Origin of the sequence: Methylobacterium terricola (assembly GCF_006151805.1) — a bacterium.
GTDB lineage: Bacteria > Pseudomonadota > Alphaproteobacteria > Rhizobiales > Beijerinckiaceae > Methylobacterium > Methylobacterium terricola.
Genome location: NZ_VDDA01000008.1, coordinates 175,847 through 195,654 on the forward strand (window position 1 = coordinate 175,847; position 19,808 = coordinate 195,654).

Sequence of the window (19,808 nt, forward strand, 5' to 3'; positions counted from 1 at the left end):
GCGCCTGTGACCCATAATGCAGCGGCGATTCTCCGGATTTCTCCTCTCATTGACGGCCTTAGATCCTTGCCGCACTCCACCCGACCTTTCCTCGCCGTCTACGTCGTCTGGCACCCCGCGTTCGCGGCTGGTCGGTCGATTGCCAAGAGCCTGTACGAACATTTCCGGCGCGAACTTTACGAGAACGTTGCGGGCGGAACCGGCTTGAGCGTCCTGTATCGCTCGGAGATCGACCCTCACATCGGCAATCTTCGGGACATTGACCTCGACGAGAGCGAAACCACTGCGATTGTGCCGCTTATTGACGCCCGCTTCGCGCAGGATGCGGCTTACATGGCATGGATCCGGGACCTGGCCTTCAGGACCGATCTGGCCGGTCTGCGATCGCGGATATTCCCGGTCGCGATCGATGGTGCCTTCGGAAGGACTGGATTGATGCAGCAGGCCGTGCGCTGGGACGGCTGGCGGCGGATGAGGCAGGCTGATCGGCGCCGGCGCCTCGTCTCCGACCTCACCTACCAGTTCGGTAGGATGCTCCGGGCCTACCTTGAGCGGCTGCGGCGGCCGGACGAGCCCGAGGACGAGCTGGACCGTTACTTACGCAAGGTCCAGATCTTCCTTAGCCATTCCAAGCACGATCCCGATGGCGCGCGCATTGCGCGCGCTGTCCGCGACGCTCTTTACAACGGGGACGGCCTCTCGACGTTCTTCGATGTCCACGACATCCCGACCGGCGTCCGCTTTGACGACGTCATCCTGCGGCAGGTGCGAGTTAGCGCGGTGGTGGCCATTCACACCGACGGCTACTCGTCCCGGGAATGGTGCCGTCGGGAGATCATCGAAGCCAAGCGCTGGAACGTGCCTCTGGTCGTGGCGAACTGTATATCCGAGGGCGACGAGCGCGGCTTTCCCTACATGGGCAACGTGCCCATCGTCCGGCTGGACCCGCACGCCCTCGACAGGATCGACCACGTCGTCGGACGGCTGCTCGACGAGGTCCTGAAGGACTTCCTTTGGCGTTGCCGGATCGAGCTCGCCCGGACCGATGCTGAGGACAGCGCGGTCTTCCTTCCCAGACCGCCCGAGCTCATCTCGCTCGCAGGGCTCGAAGATCGCGCTGATGCCGACGTCACGCTGATCTATCCGGATCCCCCCATCGGGGCGGAGGAGAGGCGCCTGTTCGAGGTGATTGCCCCGAGGGTACGGTTGCGTACTCTCACGGAGTGGCTTGCAGGCTGGGACGGCGAGGTGACGGGATGAGCCATCTTACCCCATTGAGTGCGCGGACCGTCGCCATCTCGATTTCCGAGAGTGCAGACATGGCGATCCTCGGACTCGCCGAAGAGCACCTGCGCGACGCGATGGCCGAGGTGGTTCGGCATCTTCTGGCCATGGGTGCCCGGCTCGCCTACGCAGGAGACCTGCGGGACGAGGGCTTCACTGCGCTTTTGGTCGAGCTCGTTGCCCGGCATCGCCGTGCCGCGCCGACCGACGACGAGCCCGCCGGCGTCGTCAGCTACCTGTCGTGGCCCGTTCACGCCGGGTGTCGGGGCCAGGATATCCAGAAGGTAGCACGGGAGTTGAAAGGCGTGGCGGAGGTGCGCTGCCTAGATCTCGACGGCCGAGACATACCCCTCGATACACTTGCCCCGGAGCCTTACGACGCCACCAGCGAACAGTGGGGTACCGGGCTCACTGCCATGCGCTCGGCCTTGACCAAAGCCACTGATGCGAGGGTCGTGCTCGGAGGCCGCGTGGCCGGCTACAAGGGGCGCATGCCCGGCATCGCTGAGGAAACGCTGTTCGCGCTCCATGCCAACCAGCCGATATTCATACTCGGAGGCTTCGGCGGTTGCGCACGGGACATCGCGGTGGACCTCGGATTGGTCCCAGCCGAAGGAGGTTCGTGCGAATGGGCCGGCCGCGAGGCTTTCAAGCGCATGACGCCGTCCTCACTGAACAACGGCCTCACCGAGGACGAGAACCGAACGTTGGCGCGGACTGCTCATATCGACCAGGCGGTGACGTTGGTGCTTCGAGGGATGCTCAAGCAGGCGCAGGTCCTTCACAATCAAAGCGTCTCGGTGGCGCAAGCCTAGCCCCAAGCCACGGCACGTAGGTATCAACCTCCGCCACACGCCAGCCGCTCCTGCAACACGCTCCTAGGGGGCGGTTCTGCCTGCACGTAAATGGCCGTGTGCCGCATGCGTGGCGCCGCTACGGTTCGACGCCACCTGCAAACCGTAATGAAGGCTGTCCAACGCGCTGGACGCCGCGCCTGCGGCATGTATTCTCGGTTCACCGTATGTTCCGATGCACCGGCCATGCGAGGAATTTAGGGGTCAGCCATGTCGCGCCCGTCGCGAAACGTCAGCTTCGCGACCGTCGATGGCCTTGAGGCCGTGATGCGGACCGGCTCCCCGGTCACAGTCGCCGGCAAGGCTACGCGGGAGATCCTTCACCGGGTCACGATCCTGGAACGGCCCCTGGAGCGGTTCGTATTTGTACCGGAGCGGCGCAATGATGCCTTCGCCCAAATGGCCGAGGCAGTCTGGGTCATAGCGGGACGCAATGACGTCGAGTGGCTCGGCCGGTACCTTCCCAGGGCCACCGATTTTTCGAACGACGGTGGATCGACGTGGCGTGGAGCCTACGGACCGCGCCTTCGCCGCTGGAACGGGTCCGTCGATCAGTTCGAGCACGTGCGGCGCCTGCTGATGCAGGACCGCTCAAGTCGCCGGGCGGTCATGAACCTATTCGACCCTGCGATCGACCTCTCCGCCGTCGACGACATCCCATGCAACAACTGGCTGAGCTGGATCCTGCGCAACGGCCATCTCCATCTCGCGGTGGCCGTCCGAAGCAACGACGCGGTCTGGGGGTTCTCTGGCGCCAACGCCTTCGAGTGGAGCCTGCTCCATGAGATCATGGCGCACTGGCTCGGCGCCAAGGTCGGTCGACAGACCTGGCTCGCGACCTCTTTCCACGTCTACGAACAGCACTGGCCGCGCGCAGAACGGATCCTGCGCTCCTTCCACGGTCTGTCGCCGTACGATTATGGCCTCGAAACGCCGCGCTTCGCCACGCCTTGGGAGACCTTCGCCGAAGTCCTTGGGGAATGGTTCGAGGTCGAGGCGTCGGTCAGCGCCGATCCGGAGGCGCCCCTTCCGGCATGTGCCGCGACGGCTGACCCCCTCCTGGCCTCGTGGCTCGCGGCGATCCGGATCCGCTGGGGAGCCCAGGGATGGCCCGAGGGCAGGCTGCGGCGTGAGCTGGCGGCGCTGCCGGCGACTGACGCCGCAGCCGCGGTCTGGGAGCATCAGTGCCGGGCTTTTCCGGAGCGCCTCGAAGCCCTCACGGATCCTCGGCTGGCCGCCTATTTCGCCGCGACCGCGGCCTCCGCCCCTGCCGCCGACCTGTTCAAGCAGGCCGTGAAGAGCCTCCACGCCCGCAAGGACCGCGCATACGGCGCTGCCTGGAAGCGCCGAGGCGAGCTTGTTAGCGTGCTGCCAAACATCGCCCGCAAGGTCGACCGGCTGCAGGTCGTCCTCGACCGGGGAAACGGGCCTGGCGAGGAGGCCGCGCTCGATACGGCGCTCGATCTCTATGTCTACGCCACGAAGTATCGGCTGCTCCTCGCTGAACAAGAGCCTTCCTCGGCCCTTCTGCCGGCCGACGCCCCACGACCGCTCAGCAATCACGAAGCGAATTTCGACGCGCTGGTGGACGCCGATCCGTTCCACGCGCCCGATGCAGATCCGGCCCTTTCCATACGAAACGTCGTGGACATCTTCGAACGCCTCTGGCCCTTGGCCGGCGACGGTGGGAACCTCCCGGCCGTGATCGAACTCGTGAACGACCTACGCGACGCGGCAAGGGCGGCCCTGGCGGCGATCGCCTCCAGCCAGCCGCGCGACGTCGCTGCCCTCATTGCCGAAGAGGCAGCGCTCTCGGCGGTCGGGAAAGGCGCGCCGTGAAGGCCGAGGACCTCGACAAGCTTCTCGACCAGTTGGCCGAGGCTCTCGCCGCGCAGCCGAACGCCCGCGTCGCGATCGTCGGCCGTGCGCCTGCGACCGCCCGCATCATCGGCTTCCTGGCATCGCTCGGCCTCAGCGACCGGTTGATCGGCCTGTACGCCCCTGACGGGAGTGACGCCCCGGACGCACCCGGGAAAGGTTACGCCGCACTAGGGCGCCTCGCGTCGGACCGCCCGGACGTCGTCATCGTGTCGGAGGACGCTGGCAAGGAGGACCTGCTGGTCGCTCTCGTCGCGCACGTCGCCCCGGGCGTCCGGATCCTGATAGGTGGCTACGGCCATCTGGCGTTCCGCGATCCGGTCTTTCACGAGGTGGTCCGGAACGCGCTCGTGCCTTCGCTCGCCAACGGCTACCCGAACTGCCTGATACACCTCTACCAGTGCCTCCAGCTGGCCGCACGGCTGGGACTGAGTGGCGTGGTCGCGGAGTTCGGATCCTTCCGCGGCGGGACCACGATGCTGCTTTCCCGCTTCGTCGAGACCGTGGGGGCCCGCTGGAAGGTCATCGGCTTCGACACCTTCGACGGGTTTCCGAAGGCTCGAAGCATCCTCGACATGTATGCCCATCATGATTGCGTGTTCCGTGACGAATCGGCGGTGCGGTCGTACCTTCGGGACCGCGATGTTGAGCTCGTGGTGGGGGACGTGGTGGATACCGTTGCACGCCTATCCGGGGAGGATGTCGTGCTGGCCTTCGTCGACACGGACAACCACACATCCGCCTCGGCCATTCTCGATGTCGTCGCCGACAGGGTCGTGGTCGGAGGGGCCATCGTCTTCGACCATTGGGCCGGCCGGAACCGGCACCTCTACACGGTCGGCGAGCGCATCGCCGCGAAGCGCCTGGCCGATGACCGGCGCTATTTCAACCTGCACGATACCGGCGTCTTCCTCAGGCTAGCGTGACGAGGCACAGAACCATGCAGGTCCATATCCGCCGCGCGCCGCCCGTAGCCCGCAAGGGTGTCTACGAGCTCTACTGGACGTTCGCATCGAGACGGCAGCGGATCTTCGAGCGACGCCTTGCCGCCGACGCTTTCCCTTGGTGCGAAGATGCCATCCTGAACACGTACAAGTTCTGCAACGTCTTCCGTGCGGCGGACCGGGTGTCGCAATACCTGATCCGAGATGTCGCCTACGCGTCGGATGCCGGAAGTTATGCCGATCGCGTGTTTCAGATCGTGGCATTTCGTACGTTCAGTAATATACGCACGTGGGACGGCATCCGGGCCGCCTTGGGGCGTCCGCCCACGATCGACGACCTCAGGTCCGGCCGTTTCGAGAAGGCCCTGGACCGCGTCAAGGCGGCCAATTCAGGCCTGTACACCGGCGCCTTCATCCTATGCGCCAACAAAGCCTACGGCTTCGACGAGAAACACCGCAACCATGTCGGGCTGTTCCGGCACATGTTCGTAGAAGGCCGCCTCGCCGAAATCATCCGAGGGGCGAACTCCTTGGAAGGCGTCGTCGGGGCACTCCAAGCCTTTCCGCTGATGGGGCCGTTCATGGCCTATCAGACTGCCATCGACCTGAATTACTCTGACCTTCTCGGTTTCGACGAGGACGACTACACCCAGGCCGGCCCTGGGGCCCTGCGCGGATTGAGCAAGGCCTTCACTAGCCTTGGAGATTACTCCCCGTCCGACGCCATCCTCTGGATGGTCGAGCGACAGGAAGAGGAGTTCCGACGCCTTGCGCTTCCGTTCGACGGTCTCTTCGGGCGCAGGCTGCACGCCATCGACTGCCAGGGCCTGTTCTGTGAGCTGGACAAGTATTGCCGCGAGGCCGTCCCCGAGCTCGCCAGCAACCGGTCGCGCATCAAGGCGCGTTTCGCCGCGTCGCCGGACCCCATCGCCTTGTTCTTCCCGCCCAAATGGAAGCTCGCCCTGCCGGCCGATGCTTCCGTTCCAGCTGCCGCGAAGCAGCCAGCGTCGAAGCAGATCGTGCTCGACCTCGGCGGGGCAACTTCGGGCGACGGTGACGACCGAGCCGTGGCCAGGGCCGCCCGGCGCCGGCGACCGTCCATGGGCCGCCCCAGCGGGCAAGCGGAGACGTTGCACCTCATCTGAGCGTGCCGGCGCCGCGCATCGAGCCGAGGCGCGGCCGTGGTATCAGAGCATGGCCCGCCCAAGAGCCTTCACCCAGTTCTCCAGGTCGACGTCGCCCGGCTCGCCGGCCGCTCCCACGATGGCCTTCAGGAACAGCTTTTCGCCGATGTGCTCGCCCAGCGCTCTGTAGGCCTCGAATTGCGGCTCCGTGAAGAATTGGTCCGCGGTCGGATGATGGGGGAATTCCGGCTCGTCATGCCGATACCGTCGGATGAACTCGTCCTCGTTCCCAGTCAGGGACAGCTTGAGATAGACGAGGTATCCAATCTCTTCTTCGCCATCAGCCGGGCCGGGATACTTGATCCGGCAGAACCGGAAGTGAGACCGGCTGAGCCCCTCTTCCCCCAATCGAAGGTCGTCAAGATCGATGTCCAGGACGACGCCGAAGTCGATGTAGGCCAGCCGCTGCAGGTTGGTCAGCGCATGGAAGGTCATCGAGGGGTCGTTCTCGCCGTCGACGGCGACGATGTACCGGCAGCGGCGCCGCAGCAGCTCGTAGACCCCCAGGTTCTCGATATGCCCCCCGTCCGAGACATGGGCGAAGGGGAGCGTCTCGTCGGCGGTCGAGGCGAACTCATGAAGGAGGTACCATAGGCGCGGGCGCTCCCAACCATTCTTATCCGGCCTCTTCAGCCAAGCGCCGAGCCTGATGTTCAAAAGGGTGAGCCAGAAGCCGGCCAGCCGCGTCGTGCGTAGCCCCATCTGAGGCGACACCGCGGCCCCGGAGAGGGCCATGGTGGTGGCCAGATCCAGGTCCGGATTGACGGCTTCCCAATCTCGGGTGGGTCGATGGCCCACGAGATTGGACCCTGTCGCCACCGGCGTGAACGAAAATACCTCGCAGAGCCGACCGCGCACCGCTGGGTTCCGGGATCCGGGAACGTTGAGGGCACAGTTGAGGATCGGGAAAGGCGTCCGGCTCGTGTTGATGGCGCTCAGCTTGGTCGGAGCCACGCTCGCCCCTTTCGGGTCAACGAGGAAGGCCGCGGCGAGCTTCGCTCGATAGTAGCGGTGCAGGGACGTCAGGTTCACGTCGATGAACGCGACCGAGCCGAGACCGACGGCCGTGAACGCGAGGAACGCGAACGTGCGCCATCCCAGTGACAGGCCGGCGAGCCAGGCGTACATCGCGTTCTCAGCGATGAGAGCGACCACGATCGTCGCGACCGCGACGGTGACGCTCCTGAGGCGCACGAAGGCCGTGATCAGCGACACGCCGACGGCGAGCGCCGATGCGAGAGCGATGGGGACCGTGAAGAGAGGATCCCATGCCCCTTCGATGGTCGACGACAGTAGGTGCCCCAGGCCGGCCCAGACCAAATGCGTCACGCCCAGAAAATACCAGAGCGGCGGCACAACGAAGAGGAGGCCGATCGCGATCTGGACGCGGCCGGGCTTCTCTCCCACGGGCTCCAGCCACTTTCCGACCAAGGCGAGGATACCCACGGCGAGGGCCGGGAGGGCGAGGGCCAGGATCGCCGTCGTCCATGCCGGGATCCACGGCCGGACCATGGTCTCGGCGAAGGCGAACCACCCGGTCGCGAGTAAGAGGATGACGGCGTTCACAAAGAGCCCGTGCGACTGCCTTAGGGCAACGGAGACACGCTCCCAGAAGGAACCGGTAAGGTAACGGGCCTTCTGGCGAAGGGTCTTGAGGATCGCCGATTCCCCTTCGGCCCTCAGGAACGGCTCCTGTTTCCGGCCCAACCCGATGCCGTCGTCCGTGGCCGAGCCGACGAGCTGGGTCAGGAAGGCCCCGGCATAGCCGCCGCCGGAGACCGTGGACAGATAATCGAATTGGGGAAGCAAGTTTCGCCTCGCCAGCGCTGCGAGCACCCCCGTCGCGAAGGTCGCGCTCCGTATCCCGCCTCCCGACAAGGCGATCCCTGCGGCCCAGTCCCGCGACGGGATGCCGTGTCGGGCCTGCCTTGCCCTCACGGCCTCCTTCTCCATCGCGCCCATCGAGCCGGGTGGAAGGGTCCCTGCCACGATCCCCATCGGACGCCACGTGACCGATCGAGCAAACTCGCTTTCGAGTTCGTCAGCGTCCGGTCCGGGATCGTCCGACGGTACGTAGCCTTCCGTTTCGAGAATGAGCCGCAGCGCAGCGTCCAACGCTCGCAAGGCCTCCTGCACCTTGCCGAGCTCCTCGCGAAACTCGTCCCCCTCGTCGAGCGCCCGGAGCAGTCCCGCCTCGCTGCGGGAGTGCCACTTCGCCGTGAACGGGGCGACGTGCACATTCAGAACATGCCAGACGAAGGTCTCGGTCGTCGCCGCCGCGCCATTGATGCGACTGATGTCCCTCGCCCGCTCGAAGAGGACATGCAAGCTTCGCAGGGCGCTCGCCTCCACCCCCTGCGTGTAGCCAAGACGACGTGTCGCCACCCGCGACATGAGCTCGACCCTGAAAAGGTGGGCTGCGACGCGATCGGGCTCCGTTGGCGACCATGATCGGTCGCCATAACGCGCAAGGAAATTCTGTCCGAGCGAGTCGAGCTCAGGCGTTCCGGACAGCGCTTCCTGCCACGATGGTGCCGCCGCGGTTTCTACCATAGGCGGTCATCCAGAGCCGAAGCACTACCGGACCGCTCCTCCTGGCGTGGACATGAGCGATTGCTTTGAGGGACCAAGAGCAGCTGGCCGATCGGCAATCGCCGTTCAAACCGCGAACCTCGCCACGAATTGCTCAAGCCACACCACCTTCGAGGCGCAATGATTGCGGGATCCAGACTCGATGAACAGATAAGGTTGGCCGTACGGGTCGGGAAGGGAGGCTTGGCTTTTTACAGCCGACCGAGCCGGTCCTCCGAGGATGTCTCAGACGTGCCGCGAGCGGTCACGAACGCGATGGAGAAGCACCTTGCCGCTGTTAACGGAAGCTGAGGTCGTGGCCGAGGCGAGACGCACTATCTTAGATAGGAGAGAAACAGCCCGCGAAATCCTTGTGGAAGCCAAGGCCCCGGAGGACACGTTTGACGTGTTCCTGAGCCATTCATCGCACGAGCCCGAACGCATCATACTGGGCATCAAAAGCTTTTTAGAAAAAGATGGTCTTAGCGTCTATGTAGATAAGTACACGGACCCGCAGATATCGCCGGACAAAGTCACCGTTGCGACAGCTGAGCTTCTACGACATCGCCTGAATTCTTCAAGCTCATTGATTTACATTTATAGTAGTCATTCGCAGCTGTCTCGATGGATGCCCTGGGAACTAGGGTTTATGGACGGACTAGGCCGCAAGGTTGGCGTCGCTCCGGTCCTGAAGGTGCGACGGAATGCGTTCGTGGGCGAAGATTTCCTTGGTCTTTACCCATACCTGAGTCGGTCAACAATAAAGGGAACGGAACGGGAAACGTTTTGGATTAAAAGAAGTCCTAAGAATTACGCGATGTTTTCTAAATGGATTAACGGAACCAGTGAAATAAGGCTTCGGCCATAGGGCTGCGCTGCGATGCAGCGATACATGGAGATATCTCTATTCGGATCGCATAAAATATCGGCAAAAGGAGCATACACCATCCTCAGAGCTAGACCCCAATTTGAGTCGGGCTACCCCCCAAAGGAACTGTGATGCCAATGATCGAAGGTTAACAGGCGATAAACATCAGCAGGCCGTCCCCGCTATCCACCGATCCCGAAAATCTGCTGTGAAGGCAGCAGTTTTCGTTGACCGCGATTCCTGCCGTTCTGTATGTGTTTCGTACGCCTCGACGGCGCCCCATGCGCTACCGGTCCGGTGCCGGAGCCCCATCCCGCCCTCGTAGCTGACGCTCGGGCGGACCCAGCCTGGAAAGCTCTCCCGATGCCCCTGCGCGCCCCGCGAAAACGGGTGATCCGCCGGCGTTTCGACCGGCCCGTGACGCATGTCGCCAAACCTGGCCCGCGTCGCGTCTCCCGCACCGAACCGAAACCTCCCGGGGTCTGACCGGGCCGCAATCGCGGCCGGCTGCCTCGCGCATGGAGGCAGCCGAAATGTCCAACTCCCAGAACGGGCGAAAGCCGAGCCACGGCAACGACGCCTTCGTCCCAGAGCTGATGCCGCGCGACGAAGCGGGATTTCCCGCCGATGACGCGCAGACGCCCTACGTCAGGCACGGCCTCGCCGGCCTGCGCGCCGCGCGGGAGGTGCTGCCCGGCGCCGCGCTCCTCGAAGCCCTCGGCCCGGCCGGCCTGCGCCGCCTGCGCGGCCCGGGAGGCCTGGCGGTCGTCGTCGAGGTTCCCACGGCCGACTGGTGCCAGCACGTCGGCAGCGCCCTCCGCGACATCGTCCCCTTCGTCCACGTCGAGGTTAGAGACGGTTCCTCGAAGACCCAGCACAAGCCGAGCGAGGGCAACGACAAGGTCGCGCGGCTCCTCTGCGAGGGGGCCCGCGTCGCCGGGGTCTCGCACGCGCCGGAGCGCTACCTGCCCGAGGCCCTCGTCGCCGCAGCCGACCTCGTCATCCGCATCGGCCCGCCTTCGAACCGTGTCGTCGCGGAGACGATCCGCGCCGCCACAGGCAAGCGCGCCCGCCGCATGCCTGTGGCGGTCGCAGGGTCGCTCAACTTCGATGCGCTGACCTCGCAGATCCGGATCGGCTCGACGCCCCGCGAGTGCATCGCGCGGATCCGCTCGATCGCCGAGGCGCGCTCGGGCATCGATCCCCAGCTCGGCGAGGTGCCGGACTTGGAGACGCTGCATGGCTACGGCAGCCCTGCGATGGAGTGGGCGAGGGATCTCGTCCGGGACCTGGACGCCTGGCGCGAGGGTCGCCTCGACTGGTCCGCGGTGCAGCGGACCGCGCTGCTCTACGGCCCGCCCGGGACGGGAAAGACCTCCTTCGTCCGGAGCGTCGCGAAGGCGGCGCGCATCCCGCTCATCGCAACGTCCGTGAGCGGGTGGTTCACCGGCTCGAACGGGTACCTCGACGGCGTCCTCAAGGCCTTCGAAGGCAAGCTCGCCCTTGCCGCGGCCCAGGCGCCAGCCCTGCTCTTCCTCGACGAGGTCGATGCGATCCCGAGCCGCGATGGCTTGAGCGCCCGCGGGCGGGACTGGTGGACCCCCGTCATCACCGGGGTGCTCGCCGCCCTCGACAGCACAACATCCGGAGACGCCTCGCGGCTCATCGTGGTCGGCGCGACGAACCACCTGTCGGCCCTCGATCCGGCGATGATCCGGCCCGGCCGGCTGTTCCCGCCGATCGAGATCGCGCGCCCCTCGGTCGAGGACCTCGCGGGCATCCTCCGGCAGCACCTCGGTGCCGACCTGCCCGGCGAGGACCTGATGCCGGTGGCGATGCTCGGCACAGGCGCCACCGGGGCGGAAGCGGTCGGGTGGATCAAGGCCGCGCGCTCCGCGGCCCGTGCCGAGGGCCGTCGCATGGTCGTCGCGGACCTCGCCCGTGCGGTCGCGCCCGAGGACGACCGGACGCCCGAGGAACTCGCGGTCTGCGCCCGTCACGAGGCGGCCCATGCGGTCGCGGCCCGGATCCGTGACATCGGCACGCTTCGCTCGGTGAGCCTCGCCATGAGCACCGGGACGGCCGGGTCGGTCCGCGCCCTGCTCCACGGTCGAACACTGATGACGCGGGCGCAGATCGAGGACCTCGTGATCGTTGCCCTCGCAGGCCGGGCGATGGACGCCTCCAGCGGGGCGGCGAACACCGGCGCCGGTGGTGGATCGGGCAGCGACCTGGCGAAGGCGACCGAACTCGTTGCCTCCATCCACGCGACGTTCGGACTTGGTGACGAACTCGCGATCCGCGGCGGCCCCGACGCGGCGGTCGCCGCGATGCGGGACGACCCCGCTTTGCGCCGGGTCGTCGAGCGGGATCTTCAGGCGCTCTACGCCCGGGCCGTAGCCTTCGTGCGCGACCACCGTCCGGCGATCGAGGCGGTGGCCGAGCGGCTCGTCGCGACCCGGGTCCTGTCGGGGGAGGAGGTCGAGCGCCTGATCCGAAGCCACGCCGGAACCCCGGCGCGGTCGAACCGTAACGGGAGGGCTCGCGATGCGCGATGACATGAACCCCGACGCCCAGGTCGGGCAGCTGTTCCGCCGGCTCTCCACAATGCGGGTCGAGCTCGGCGAGCCCGCCTTCGAGCGGACGATCAGGGACCTGCTACAGACGCTCGGCAGTTCCGCCATGCGCGAGGCCGAGGCTCGCGCCAGGGCTCTGGCCAGCCGCGGGGGACGGCACCCCAGTGACGTTTGGGTCCGTCCCTTCGCCGATCGCCGATCGTCCGAGGGCTGGTTGGACGAGGGGGCGTCCGACCTCACCTGACCGATGAACCCGGCTCCGCATGGTCTCAGATCGGGCTTTGCGGAGCCGATATTCGAACAGGTTGTCCACAGGGTCCTATCGGGTCCAGGGAAAAATTAACCTCCGTGTAGGTGTCCGCCGGCACTCTCCCCGGGCCGCCTGGATTTCCCGCGACGGCTCACGCCCAAGCCAAGATCGGAGGAAGACCGCCATGTCCTGCATGACCCTCTCCGCCTTCCGGTCGGGCGCCCTATCGACGGCGATCTCTCCCAGCCGGAAATGACCTTGGGCGTCCGCGGACGCCCATTCCTTCACCGAGATCGAAGGCGCGCCCGATCGCGAGGCGCGACGTCATGCCTGTCATCCAGGAGCATCGCCATGCCCGCACGCCACAGCATCATCGCGTCCAATATTCGAGCCCGTCGGGCCGAGCGCCTCGGGCACCGGGGCGTCATTCCCGCCAAAGGGTGACAGGCTGACCCTGCCCAAAGGGGGAGACCGGGCAAGCCGCGCAGTCGGCCACCGGCCTCGTCGGGTACGATGCCAGCGACACCAATCCGGACCGCTTCCCCAGGCCGAAGTGGTTCAGGTCGTCCGTCGGCACCGTACCCGACCCCTTCCGAGGTGTCTGGTACTACTACGAGAGCGAGGTCGAACGCGCGGTCCTGACCGTGCTGGCATCGCTGCCCGGAGTGGTCCGGATCCGCGAGCAGAGATCGGTGCGGTACCACCTCGACGGCGATCCGCGCGTCCACTTCATCGACTTCATCGTCGAGTGGGCGGACGGCAGGCGGGAAGCCTTCGCGGTCAAGCACTCCGAGGCGGCGGTGGCAGCCGACGGGGTCGAGGCTGTCCTGCGGGCGATCTGCGCCGAGCATGGGGCGGAGATCGCGGACGACTTTCGCACGGTCACCTACGAGACCCTCGATCCGGTCGCGGTCCTCAACGGGCGCCTCATCCTCCGATGCGGGCGGGATCGTGACCATGCCGCGCTGAAGGCGGTCCAAGCCGCGCTCACGCGGCTCGGACCGGGAACCACCTTCCGCGAGGTCGCCCTCGCCTCTGGCCTCGGCCAGCGGGGCGTCCGTGCGGCGGTGGCGCTCCTGCAGTCCGGGATCCTGGCCAGTCCACCCGGGGAGAGGCTCCACCTCGACTTGCCGCTGACGAACCGGGCCGCGAACGCGAACGAGAACGGTAACCATCGCCCTTAACGAGGCCGACAACTCGGCGCGCGAAGATCGACGCAAACGTCATCTTCGCGCTGCCGCACGTCCCGGAGAACATGAGATGGCGGTCGAACGCTATGCACTCGGGCTCAACGACCGCGTCACCATCGCGGGCGTGCGGTACCGTCCCGCGGGCAGGGAGGGCAAGGCCAACCTCCTGCGCCAGGTCGTCGACGACGCCGTGGTCGAAACGGCTCTCTCTCCCCTCACCGACGAGGAGTACGCCCGCCTCCGGGAGGCGAAGCGCATCCGGATTGAGGAAGGGTACTTTTCGCACGCCTACCAATTGCTCCGTGATCGCGCCGATGGCGGGGACCTGTCCGACCTCCACGACCTGACCGACGCCGAGCTCCGCGATATCGCGTGGAAGGTCGAGTGGTGCGTCCGCTTCCGGCATGCCTGGAAGGGGATCGCCGGACGGGCCAGCCGACTGAACAAGACGCCGAAGGACATCTCCAACTTCATCGCCGCCGAGAAGCACGCGATGCTTCAGTGGTATGTCGACACCTTCGGGACGACGCGGCCACCTGGCAGGAGAGAGGCCGGCGGAAGCCGCAAGACCTTCGACTATCCTGGAGCGACAACGCTCCTCGGCTGGCTCAATATGCTCGACGCGGGGGACGATCGACCCGGTGTCCTGCGGAGACAATACCATAAGTGCGGGAATCGCGAGCAGCTCGACCCGCGCGCACGCGGCATCGTCGACAAGCATGTGCGCGCCTTCGCCAGCGCGGCTCGGCCGAAGGTCACGGACATCCACCTCCGCATCGCGGCCGACCTCAAGCTACTCAACGATCGGCTGTCGCCGGCGGAGCGGGTCTCGGTGAGCGAACGCACGGTCCGCCGGCGCATCGCCAAGCTGCCGCCGATCCTCGTCGACCTGGCCCATCTCGGACACAAGCGAGCGCTGTTGAAGTACGCGCCGGTGGGCAACGGCCTCGTGTCCCTGGACGGGCTCACCAAGCTCGAACGGATGGACCGGGTCGAGATGGACGACTGGGAGATGGATCTCTTCGCCGTCCTGCAGAACAAGCACGTGCGGGCGACGCTGGGAGCCAACGCGAAGGCCGAGGAACGCAGGCTCCGAAAGAACCGCGTCGCGGTCCGTTGCACCGTCACCGTCGCGATCGACGTGGTCACGAAGTGCGTCGTCGGCCTGCAGGTGACGCCCTTCGCTCCCTCGGCCGCGGGGTCAAAGTCGGCACTGCGCAGCATCGTGGTCGACAAGGGGCCGCTTGTCGCCCTCGCCGGAGCTAAGAGCGACTGGCCGATGACCGCGCGGCCGACGGAGATCGCGACGGATGGCGGGCCCGCCTTCCAGGGCGATTTCCACAGCACCCTAGGCCGCCTTGACATCGAGCACCGCCTGCCCGGACCCGACCCCCGGCAGCGCGGGACGATCGAGTCGTTCTTCCGAAACATCAAGAGACTCTGCCGTCTCTACACCGGGCAGTCGTTCTCGAACGTCGTGGAGCGGGGCGAGTACCGGTCCGAGGAACTCGCGAGCTTGCTCGCCGAGGACGTCTACCTGCATCTGGTGCGGTTCATCGTCGACGACTACCACCACACCTCACACGCGGGGCTCAACGGGAAGCGCCCCTACCAGGCGTGGCATCAGGCGGAGAACAACCTCGCCCCACCGCCCGACCACTTCAAGCGCATGCTGAGTTTCGGCCTGGCTGTACCGAACAGGTTCCTCGCCGCCGACGGCGTCACCTACCTCAATTCACAGTACGTCCATCCCCTCATGGGGAAGCTTCGGGGACTGGTCGGCGGCAAGCCGCTGGTGATCGTCACGGACCCCGACGACATGGGCACCATCCTGGTGCGGGTGCCGAGCGAGTTCCGGGAGCAGTTCCCGGGTGACGGCTCCTACCTCCCCTTCGAGTGCCAGGACCTCCACGATCTCACGCTCGCGGAGGTCCTACAGGAGAACCGCGAGGCTCGGCGGTTCGCCCGGCAGGAGCGCCTGGCGGGCTACCCGTTCAAGCTCAATGCCCTCCACGACCTCATGAAGGAAGCCGAGGCCGCTCGCCGAAGGGCGGGCGTGCCGTCGGACGTCATATCCGAGGAGCAGTTCAACCGCTTGGTCAAGGCGGTCGAGCGCCGTGGGCTCGTGGCCGTCTCCAAGCAAGCGGCGCCAAGCGGCCCTCCGGCCCCGGCCGGATACGGGCCTGGCAACCTCGGTACGTCGGTCGCCGCACCGCCGGGGCGGCTGCCGCCGGCCGCCGTGACGCGCGTCGTCCCGGGTGCGGAGGAGCTCCTCAGGCCGAGCGACATGGACGACGAGGACGGACTATGAGCACCGACGGTAAGCGGCTCGGGCGCGGCCCCGCCTTCGACATTCCCACCGTCGACGATGACGCGGCCTACCGCCGCGCTCTCAGGGCACGCCTCCCCGAGAAGAGCCGGCAAGTCGTCGAACGCCTTGACCGCGTGCTGGCCGTCCACGTGGAGAGCCGCCGCGATACGCTGCTCGAAGGGCTGTTCTCCCGATACGTCGAGCACGTGGTCGCGACCCGTGAGGTGTCTCGCAAGGAGCCGGACATCTTCTTCGTCACGGGCGATAGTGGCGCGGGGAAGTCGGAATCGGTCCAGCGGGTCATGAGCAGGCATCCGATCCTCCAGCCGATCGAGACCTCGTTCGGCACCATCGAGCCTTACGTCTCGGTCAAGCTATCGGGCTACTCCCTCCCCCGCATCATCGCGAGGCAGATCATCGCCGCGGCAGGCCATCCGATGAAGCCCGACCGGGGGCAAGGCGACCTCTGGAGCGAGATGCCAGAAGCGCTGCGACGCAGGCGCGTGATGTTCGTCCACATCGACGAGATCTCGCACATCACCGAGAGGGAGAATAACGAGGTCGCGCTGAGGGAGCTGTCCACCGCGATCAAGGCGGTCTCGATCTCCAACGTGTGGCCCGTCGCCTTCGTGCTGTCCGGCTTGCCCAGCATCAGGAGGATCGGCATGGCCGACCGCCAGTACGAGCGCCGCGGGCGTTGGGTCCACCTGCCGCGCCTGAGAATTCCAGGTCAGCGCAACCAGGTCATTCGCATCATGAGGGACCTGTCGGAAGCCGCGGGCCTCGGCCTCGGGTCGCTGCCCGAAACCGACATGCCGGAGCGTGTGGCCCACGCCGCGGACTATGCGTTCGGCCGGATCTGCAAGGTCGTCGTGAACGCCATCCATGAGGCGCTGCACGCCCCGAACTGCAACGAGCTCCTCCCCGGCCACTTCGCATTGGCCTATGCGAATTGCTCGCGCACACGGGACCGCAACGAGCTGAACCCGTTCATGGTGGATGCCTGGGCGTCCTTGCCCTCTGGGCTCTACCTCGACGTGGAGGAGAACGAGGGCGCCGGACGATGACCTCCGCACCGATCGAGCCTTTGCGCTGGAAGTTGCCGCCGCATCCGCGGGAGCCAGCAGTCGGCTACGCTGCACGATTGGCGGCGCTGAACGGCCTCGACATGAACTTCTTGGTGCGCGCGAACGGTCTGTACCCACGCGGTATCTACAACGGGCACGATCGCGAAATCGACGGTGTGGCCGCGCTCGGTAGCCTCGACCAGTTGCAACTGGATGCGCTTCGACATCACACGCCTCGGCGACAATCCGATGGTCTTTTCACCGATCTCCAAGACGTGAGGCTCGCTCGGGGAACGCTCCTCTCGGGTTACTATCGCTTCTGTCCCCACTGCATCCGCCAGGACCTCGTCGAACCTCCGCATGACGTGCCGGCGGTGGCCCGACCTTGGCTCCGTGTCGAGTGGATGGTGGATCAGGTTCGTTCCTGCCCGGAGCACGGCGTTTACCTCGCTGAAACCAGCCGGGCCGACTGTCGCGGCTCCGTCGCGGATTTCTCGCAGGACATGCGGATCGAGGTTCTGCCGAACATCCGGCGCCTATGCTCCGTGGCGGAGCCCGCGGACCCAAACGCCTTCGAGGAATGGGTCCTGCGTCGCATCGGCGGCGAGTTGGATGCATCGAACTGGCTGAACGAGATGCCGTTGCACGCCGCGATGGTGGTCTGCGAGGCCATCGGCATCGAGTTTGCGGGGGTTGCCCGCAGCCGGTTGAGGTCACTCGCAGGCAAGGAGCGGGCGGCCGTGTGGCTGACAGGCTACCACATAGCTGCCGAGGGTAGGCCGGCGATCGAGCGGTTCCTTTCAACGTTAGTCGAGAGAAGCCATGGGGTCGGCCAGGTCGGGATGATGGGCATCTATGGCCACATCCTCAGGATCCTGGAAAGGAACGCCGAGGATCCCGGCTTCGACGCGTTCCGGGAGGTGGTGCGCGGGCATATCATAGAGAACGTGCCGCTTCCGGGAGGGTCCCTGGTTCTAGGCCAAGTCTTGGAGCGTAGGCGCCTGCACACGGCAACCTCCGCCGCCGCGGCGTCCCGGACCACCCGCCCCACCCTCAAGGTGATCTTTGCGAGGGCCGGACTTGGGTCAGCATTGTCCGCACCCGGTCGTAGTCGTTTGACCATTCGGGTCGACGAGTTCGATCACCTGTTACGGGATTTCGGTGAGGCAATGTCCTTCAGCGAGGTGCAGGCTGCGACCGGGATCCCGAAGAAGCATCTCGTCGAGTTTGTCGCTCAGGGACTTCTGCCGACGCTCTTCGCATCCACGACCGTTCGAAGGGCAAGGCACCGTGTGCCACGCGCCAAGCTCGCTGGATTTATGGAAACCCTGTTGGAAGGTTCGGTTTCGATCGAACGCCCGCATAGGGGCCAGCGCACCATCGGACGCGCCTGCTTCGCGGCGTCCACGAACTGCGCGGATTTGGTTCGAATGATCCTGGAGGGGCAGCTCACATGGAAGGGACGATTGAGAGATGGTCGCCGATACGACGACCTGCTCGTGGATGTCGATGAGGTGATATCGCATCTGCAACGCGACGCTCGGCCCCGGACTGGCTTGATGCTGAAGGAGTTGGCCACCGAGGTGCGGGGGCTGAGCTTCCCGACGATGCGCGCTTTGATCGCGACCGGGCATCTGACCGTCGCCCAGGAGTTTTGCCCGGTCTTCCGGCGCCATATCCCGGTCGTTACACGCGATAGCGTCGAGGCGTTCAGGGCGCGCTACGTAACCTTGAGCGAGCTCGGCCGCCTGCAAGGCCGCGATCCCCGGCTGGTACGCTCCGATCTAAAGCGGGCTGGCCGCAAGCCCGCCTTCGAGGTCAGCGAGATTGATACCTGGATCTACCTGCGTGAGGACCTCTCCCATGAAGAGGCAAGCACGAAGGAGTGAAACGCCGATAGGCAAACCCCTCTAGTTCGCGGGCGAAGGCGCCCTGCCTCAGCGCATCGGTGCGATCGCGGCAAGCTCATAATCGGCCATGACGCCGTCGGCGAGGGTGAACTGCCTCAAGCCCTGGGTACAGGCGTAGGCACACATCAGCCGCGTGAAGTCCTGAAGCTTGGCAGGCGCGGTCGCCAGCCTCGCGGCCGTCATGGGCTCGTCGTCGCAGATCACGAGGCGAAGCGAGGCGAGCTTGCCCTTCGCGATCTCGACCTTCTCCTCGTGAGGAAGGGCGCTGGCGGCGAGGGTCGGCAGGTGATTCGGGTCGACCCGCACGTCGAGGAGGTCAAACTTGAACCAGAGCTCCTCGGCACCTCCAGGCGGTAGGGGCAGCTTCTCGCGCCCGTCGCACAGCCTCAGCTGCCCTATGGCTTCGCGCACGGCGTCGACCCGGAGATGGAATGGCTTCGGAGTGGGAATCATCGACGGGACGCCATCGGGCAGCCCCTCGAAGACGAGGTCGGCGCACCAGCCATCGGGCGTCTCGTGGAGATGGACGCCGACGACGTTCGACAGCCGCCAGTGTGCCGACGATGTCGAAGCCGTGCGCGCCAACGTCGCGTCGAGCGCGCCCTCGGCGTAGGGGACCCGCCCCTTCAGCGTCGCCAGTAGCTCTGCGGCTCGCCGACGGTTCGCGGCGGCCTCGTAGTCGTAGTGCATCGAACCAGGCCCGAAACGGCCACGATGGCCTCTCCCAGCAGGATCGGCGCCGGTTGTGAAACCCACAATTGAGGGGCGGATCCTCGGTGCCGCTTGCCGTCCGAGGGAAAACGGAACTTCGCGTCCGTCGAACCCAGAACTTTGCGTCTCACAAGCGGCTATCCCGAGGGACGCGAAACAGAACTTTGGGCCGCGGGGCAAGAGGACCGGAGGCGGGCGACCGCCTCCGGT

The 19,808-nt window shown here is 66.0% G+C and carries 14 protein-coding genes; 12 read left to right on the forward strand and 2 right to left on the reverse strand.

What is annotated here, in order from left to right:
- The first annotated feature begins 66 nt into the window (after nucleotides 1-66).
- The 5 genes from FF100_RS18790 (at nucleotide 67) to FF100_RS18810 (ending at nucleotide 6,105) form a co-directional block, all read left to right on the forward strand.
- Entirely contained in the window at nucleotides 67-1,260 is a 1,194-nt protein-coding gene (locus FF100_RS18790; protein WP_139037204.1) for a toll/interleukin-1 receptor domain-containing protein, read from the forward strand.
- Entirely contained in the window at nucleotides 1,257-2,099 is an 843-nt protein-coding gene (locus tag FF100_RS18795; protein WP_139037205.1) for a hypothetical protein, read from the forward strand. The genes FF100_RS18790 and FF100_RS18795 overlap by 4 nt, the downstream gene beginning before the upstream one ends.
- Before the next feature lie 249 nt (nucleotides 2,100-2,348).
- On the forward strand, nucleotides 2,349-3,977 hold the full coding sequence (locus FF100_RS18800) for a thymidylate synthase (protein ID WP_139037206.1): 1,629 nt from the start codon (nucleotides 2,349-2,351) through the stop codon (nucleotides 3,975-3,977).
- Nucleotides 3,974-4,942: a class I SAM-dependent methyltransferase gene (locus FF100_RS18805; protein ID WP_139037207.1), complete on the forward strand. Its 969-nt coding sequence runs from the start codon at nucleotides 3,974-3,976 to the stop codon at nucleotides 4,940-4,942. Before FF100_RS18800 ends, FF100_RS18805 begins: the two co-directional genes overlap by 4 nt.
- 14 nt (nucleotides 4,943-4,956) lie before the next feature.
- Nucleotides 4,957-6,105 carry a nucleotide kinase domain-containing protein gene (locus FF100_RS18810; protein WP_171070246.1) on the forward strand — a complete coding sequence of 383 codons (1,149 nt, stop codon included), beginning with the start codon at nucleotides 4,957-4,959 and terminating at the stop codon, nucleotides 6,103-6,105.
- Nucleotides 6,106-6,147: 42 nt separating this feature from the next.
- Here FF100_RS18810 and FF100_RS18815 read toward each other — a convergent pair whose 3' ends face one another.
- Nucleotides 6,148-8,697: a patatin-like phospholipase domain-containing protein gene (locus tag FF100_RS18815; RefSeq protein ID WP_246102163.1), complete on the reverse strand. Its 2,550-nt coding sequence runs from the start codon at nucleotides 8,695-8,697 to the stop codon at nucleotides 6,148-6,150.
- Nucleotides 8,698-9,004: 307 nt separating this feature from the next.
- Between FF100_RS18815 and FF100_RS18820 the strand changes: the two genes are divergently transcribed.
- The 7 genes from FF100_RS18820 (at nucleotide 9,005) to FF100_RS18850 (ending at nucleotide 18,866) form a co-directional block, all read left to right on the forward strand.
- A complete protein-coding gene (locus tag FF100_RS18820) occupies nucleotides 9,005-9,583 on the forward strand; it encodes a hypothetical protein (protein WP_139037208.1) in 579 nt (192 codons plus the stop codon).
- Between the two features lie 533 nt (nucleotides 9,584-10,116).
- The gene (locus tag FF100_RS18825; RefSeq protein ID WP_171070247.1) at nucleotides 10,117-12,141 is read left to right on the forward strand and encodes an AAA family ATPase; all 2,025 of its coding nucleotides are present in this window, start codon (nucleotides 10,117-10,119) and stop codon (nucleotides 12,139-12,141) included.
- Entirely contained in the window at nucleotides 12,131-12,403 is a 273-nt protein-coding gene (locus FF100_RS18830; RefSeq protein ID WP_139037210.1) for a hypothetical protein, read from the forward strand. The genes FF100_RS18825 and FF100_RS18830 overlap by 11 nt, the downstream gene beginning before the upstream one ends.
- 698 nt (nucleotides 12,404-13,101) lie before the next feature.
- Nucleotides 13,102-13,593: a hypothetical protein gene (locus FF100_RS18835; protein ID WP_139037211.1), complete on the forward strand. Its 492-nt coding sequence runs from the start codon at nucleotides 13,102-13,104 to the stop codon at nucleotides 13,591-13,593.
- 76 nt (nucleotides 13,594-13,669) lie between these two features.
- A complete protein-coding gene (locus FF100_RS18840) occupies nucleotides 13,670-15,910 on the forward strand; it encodes a transposase family protein (protein ID WP_139037212.1) in 2,241 nt (746 codons plus the stop codon).
- The gene (locus tag FF100_RS18845) at nucleotides 15,907-16,977 is read left to right on the forward strand and encodes an ATP-binding protein (RefSeq protein WP_139037213.1); all 1,071 of its coding nucleotides are present in this window, start codon (nucleotides 15,907-15,909) and stop codon (nucleotides 16,975-16,977) included. Before FF100_RS18840 ends, FF100_RS18845 begins: the two co-directional genes overlap by 4 nt.
- Nucleotides 16,974-18,866: a TniQ family protein gene (locus tag FF100_RS18850; protein ID WP_139037214.1), complete on the forward strand. Its 1,893-nt coding sequence runs from the start codon at nucleotides 16,974-16,976 to the stop codon at nucleotides 18,864-18,866. The genes FF100_RS18845 and FF100_RS18850 overlap by 4 nt, the downstream gene beginning before the upstream one ends.
- Nucleotides 18,867-18,914: 48 nt before the next feature.
- Here the strand turns inward: FF100_RS18850 and FF100_RS18855 are convergent, their stop codons facing one another.
- Nucleotides 18,915-19,577, reverse strand: coding sequence for a hypothetical protein (locus FF100_RS18855; protein WP_139037215.1), 663 nt, complete (start codon nucleotides 19,575-19,577; stop codon nucleotides 18,915-18,917).
- Nucleotides 19,578-19,808 lie beyond the last annotated feature (231 nt).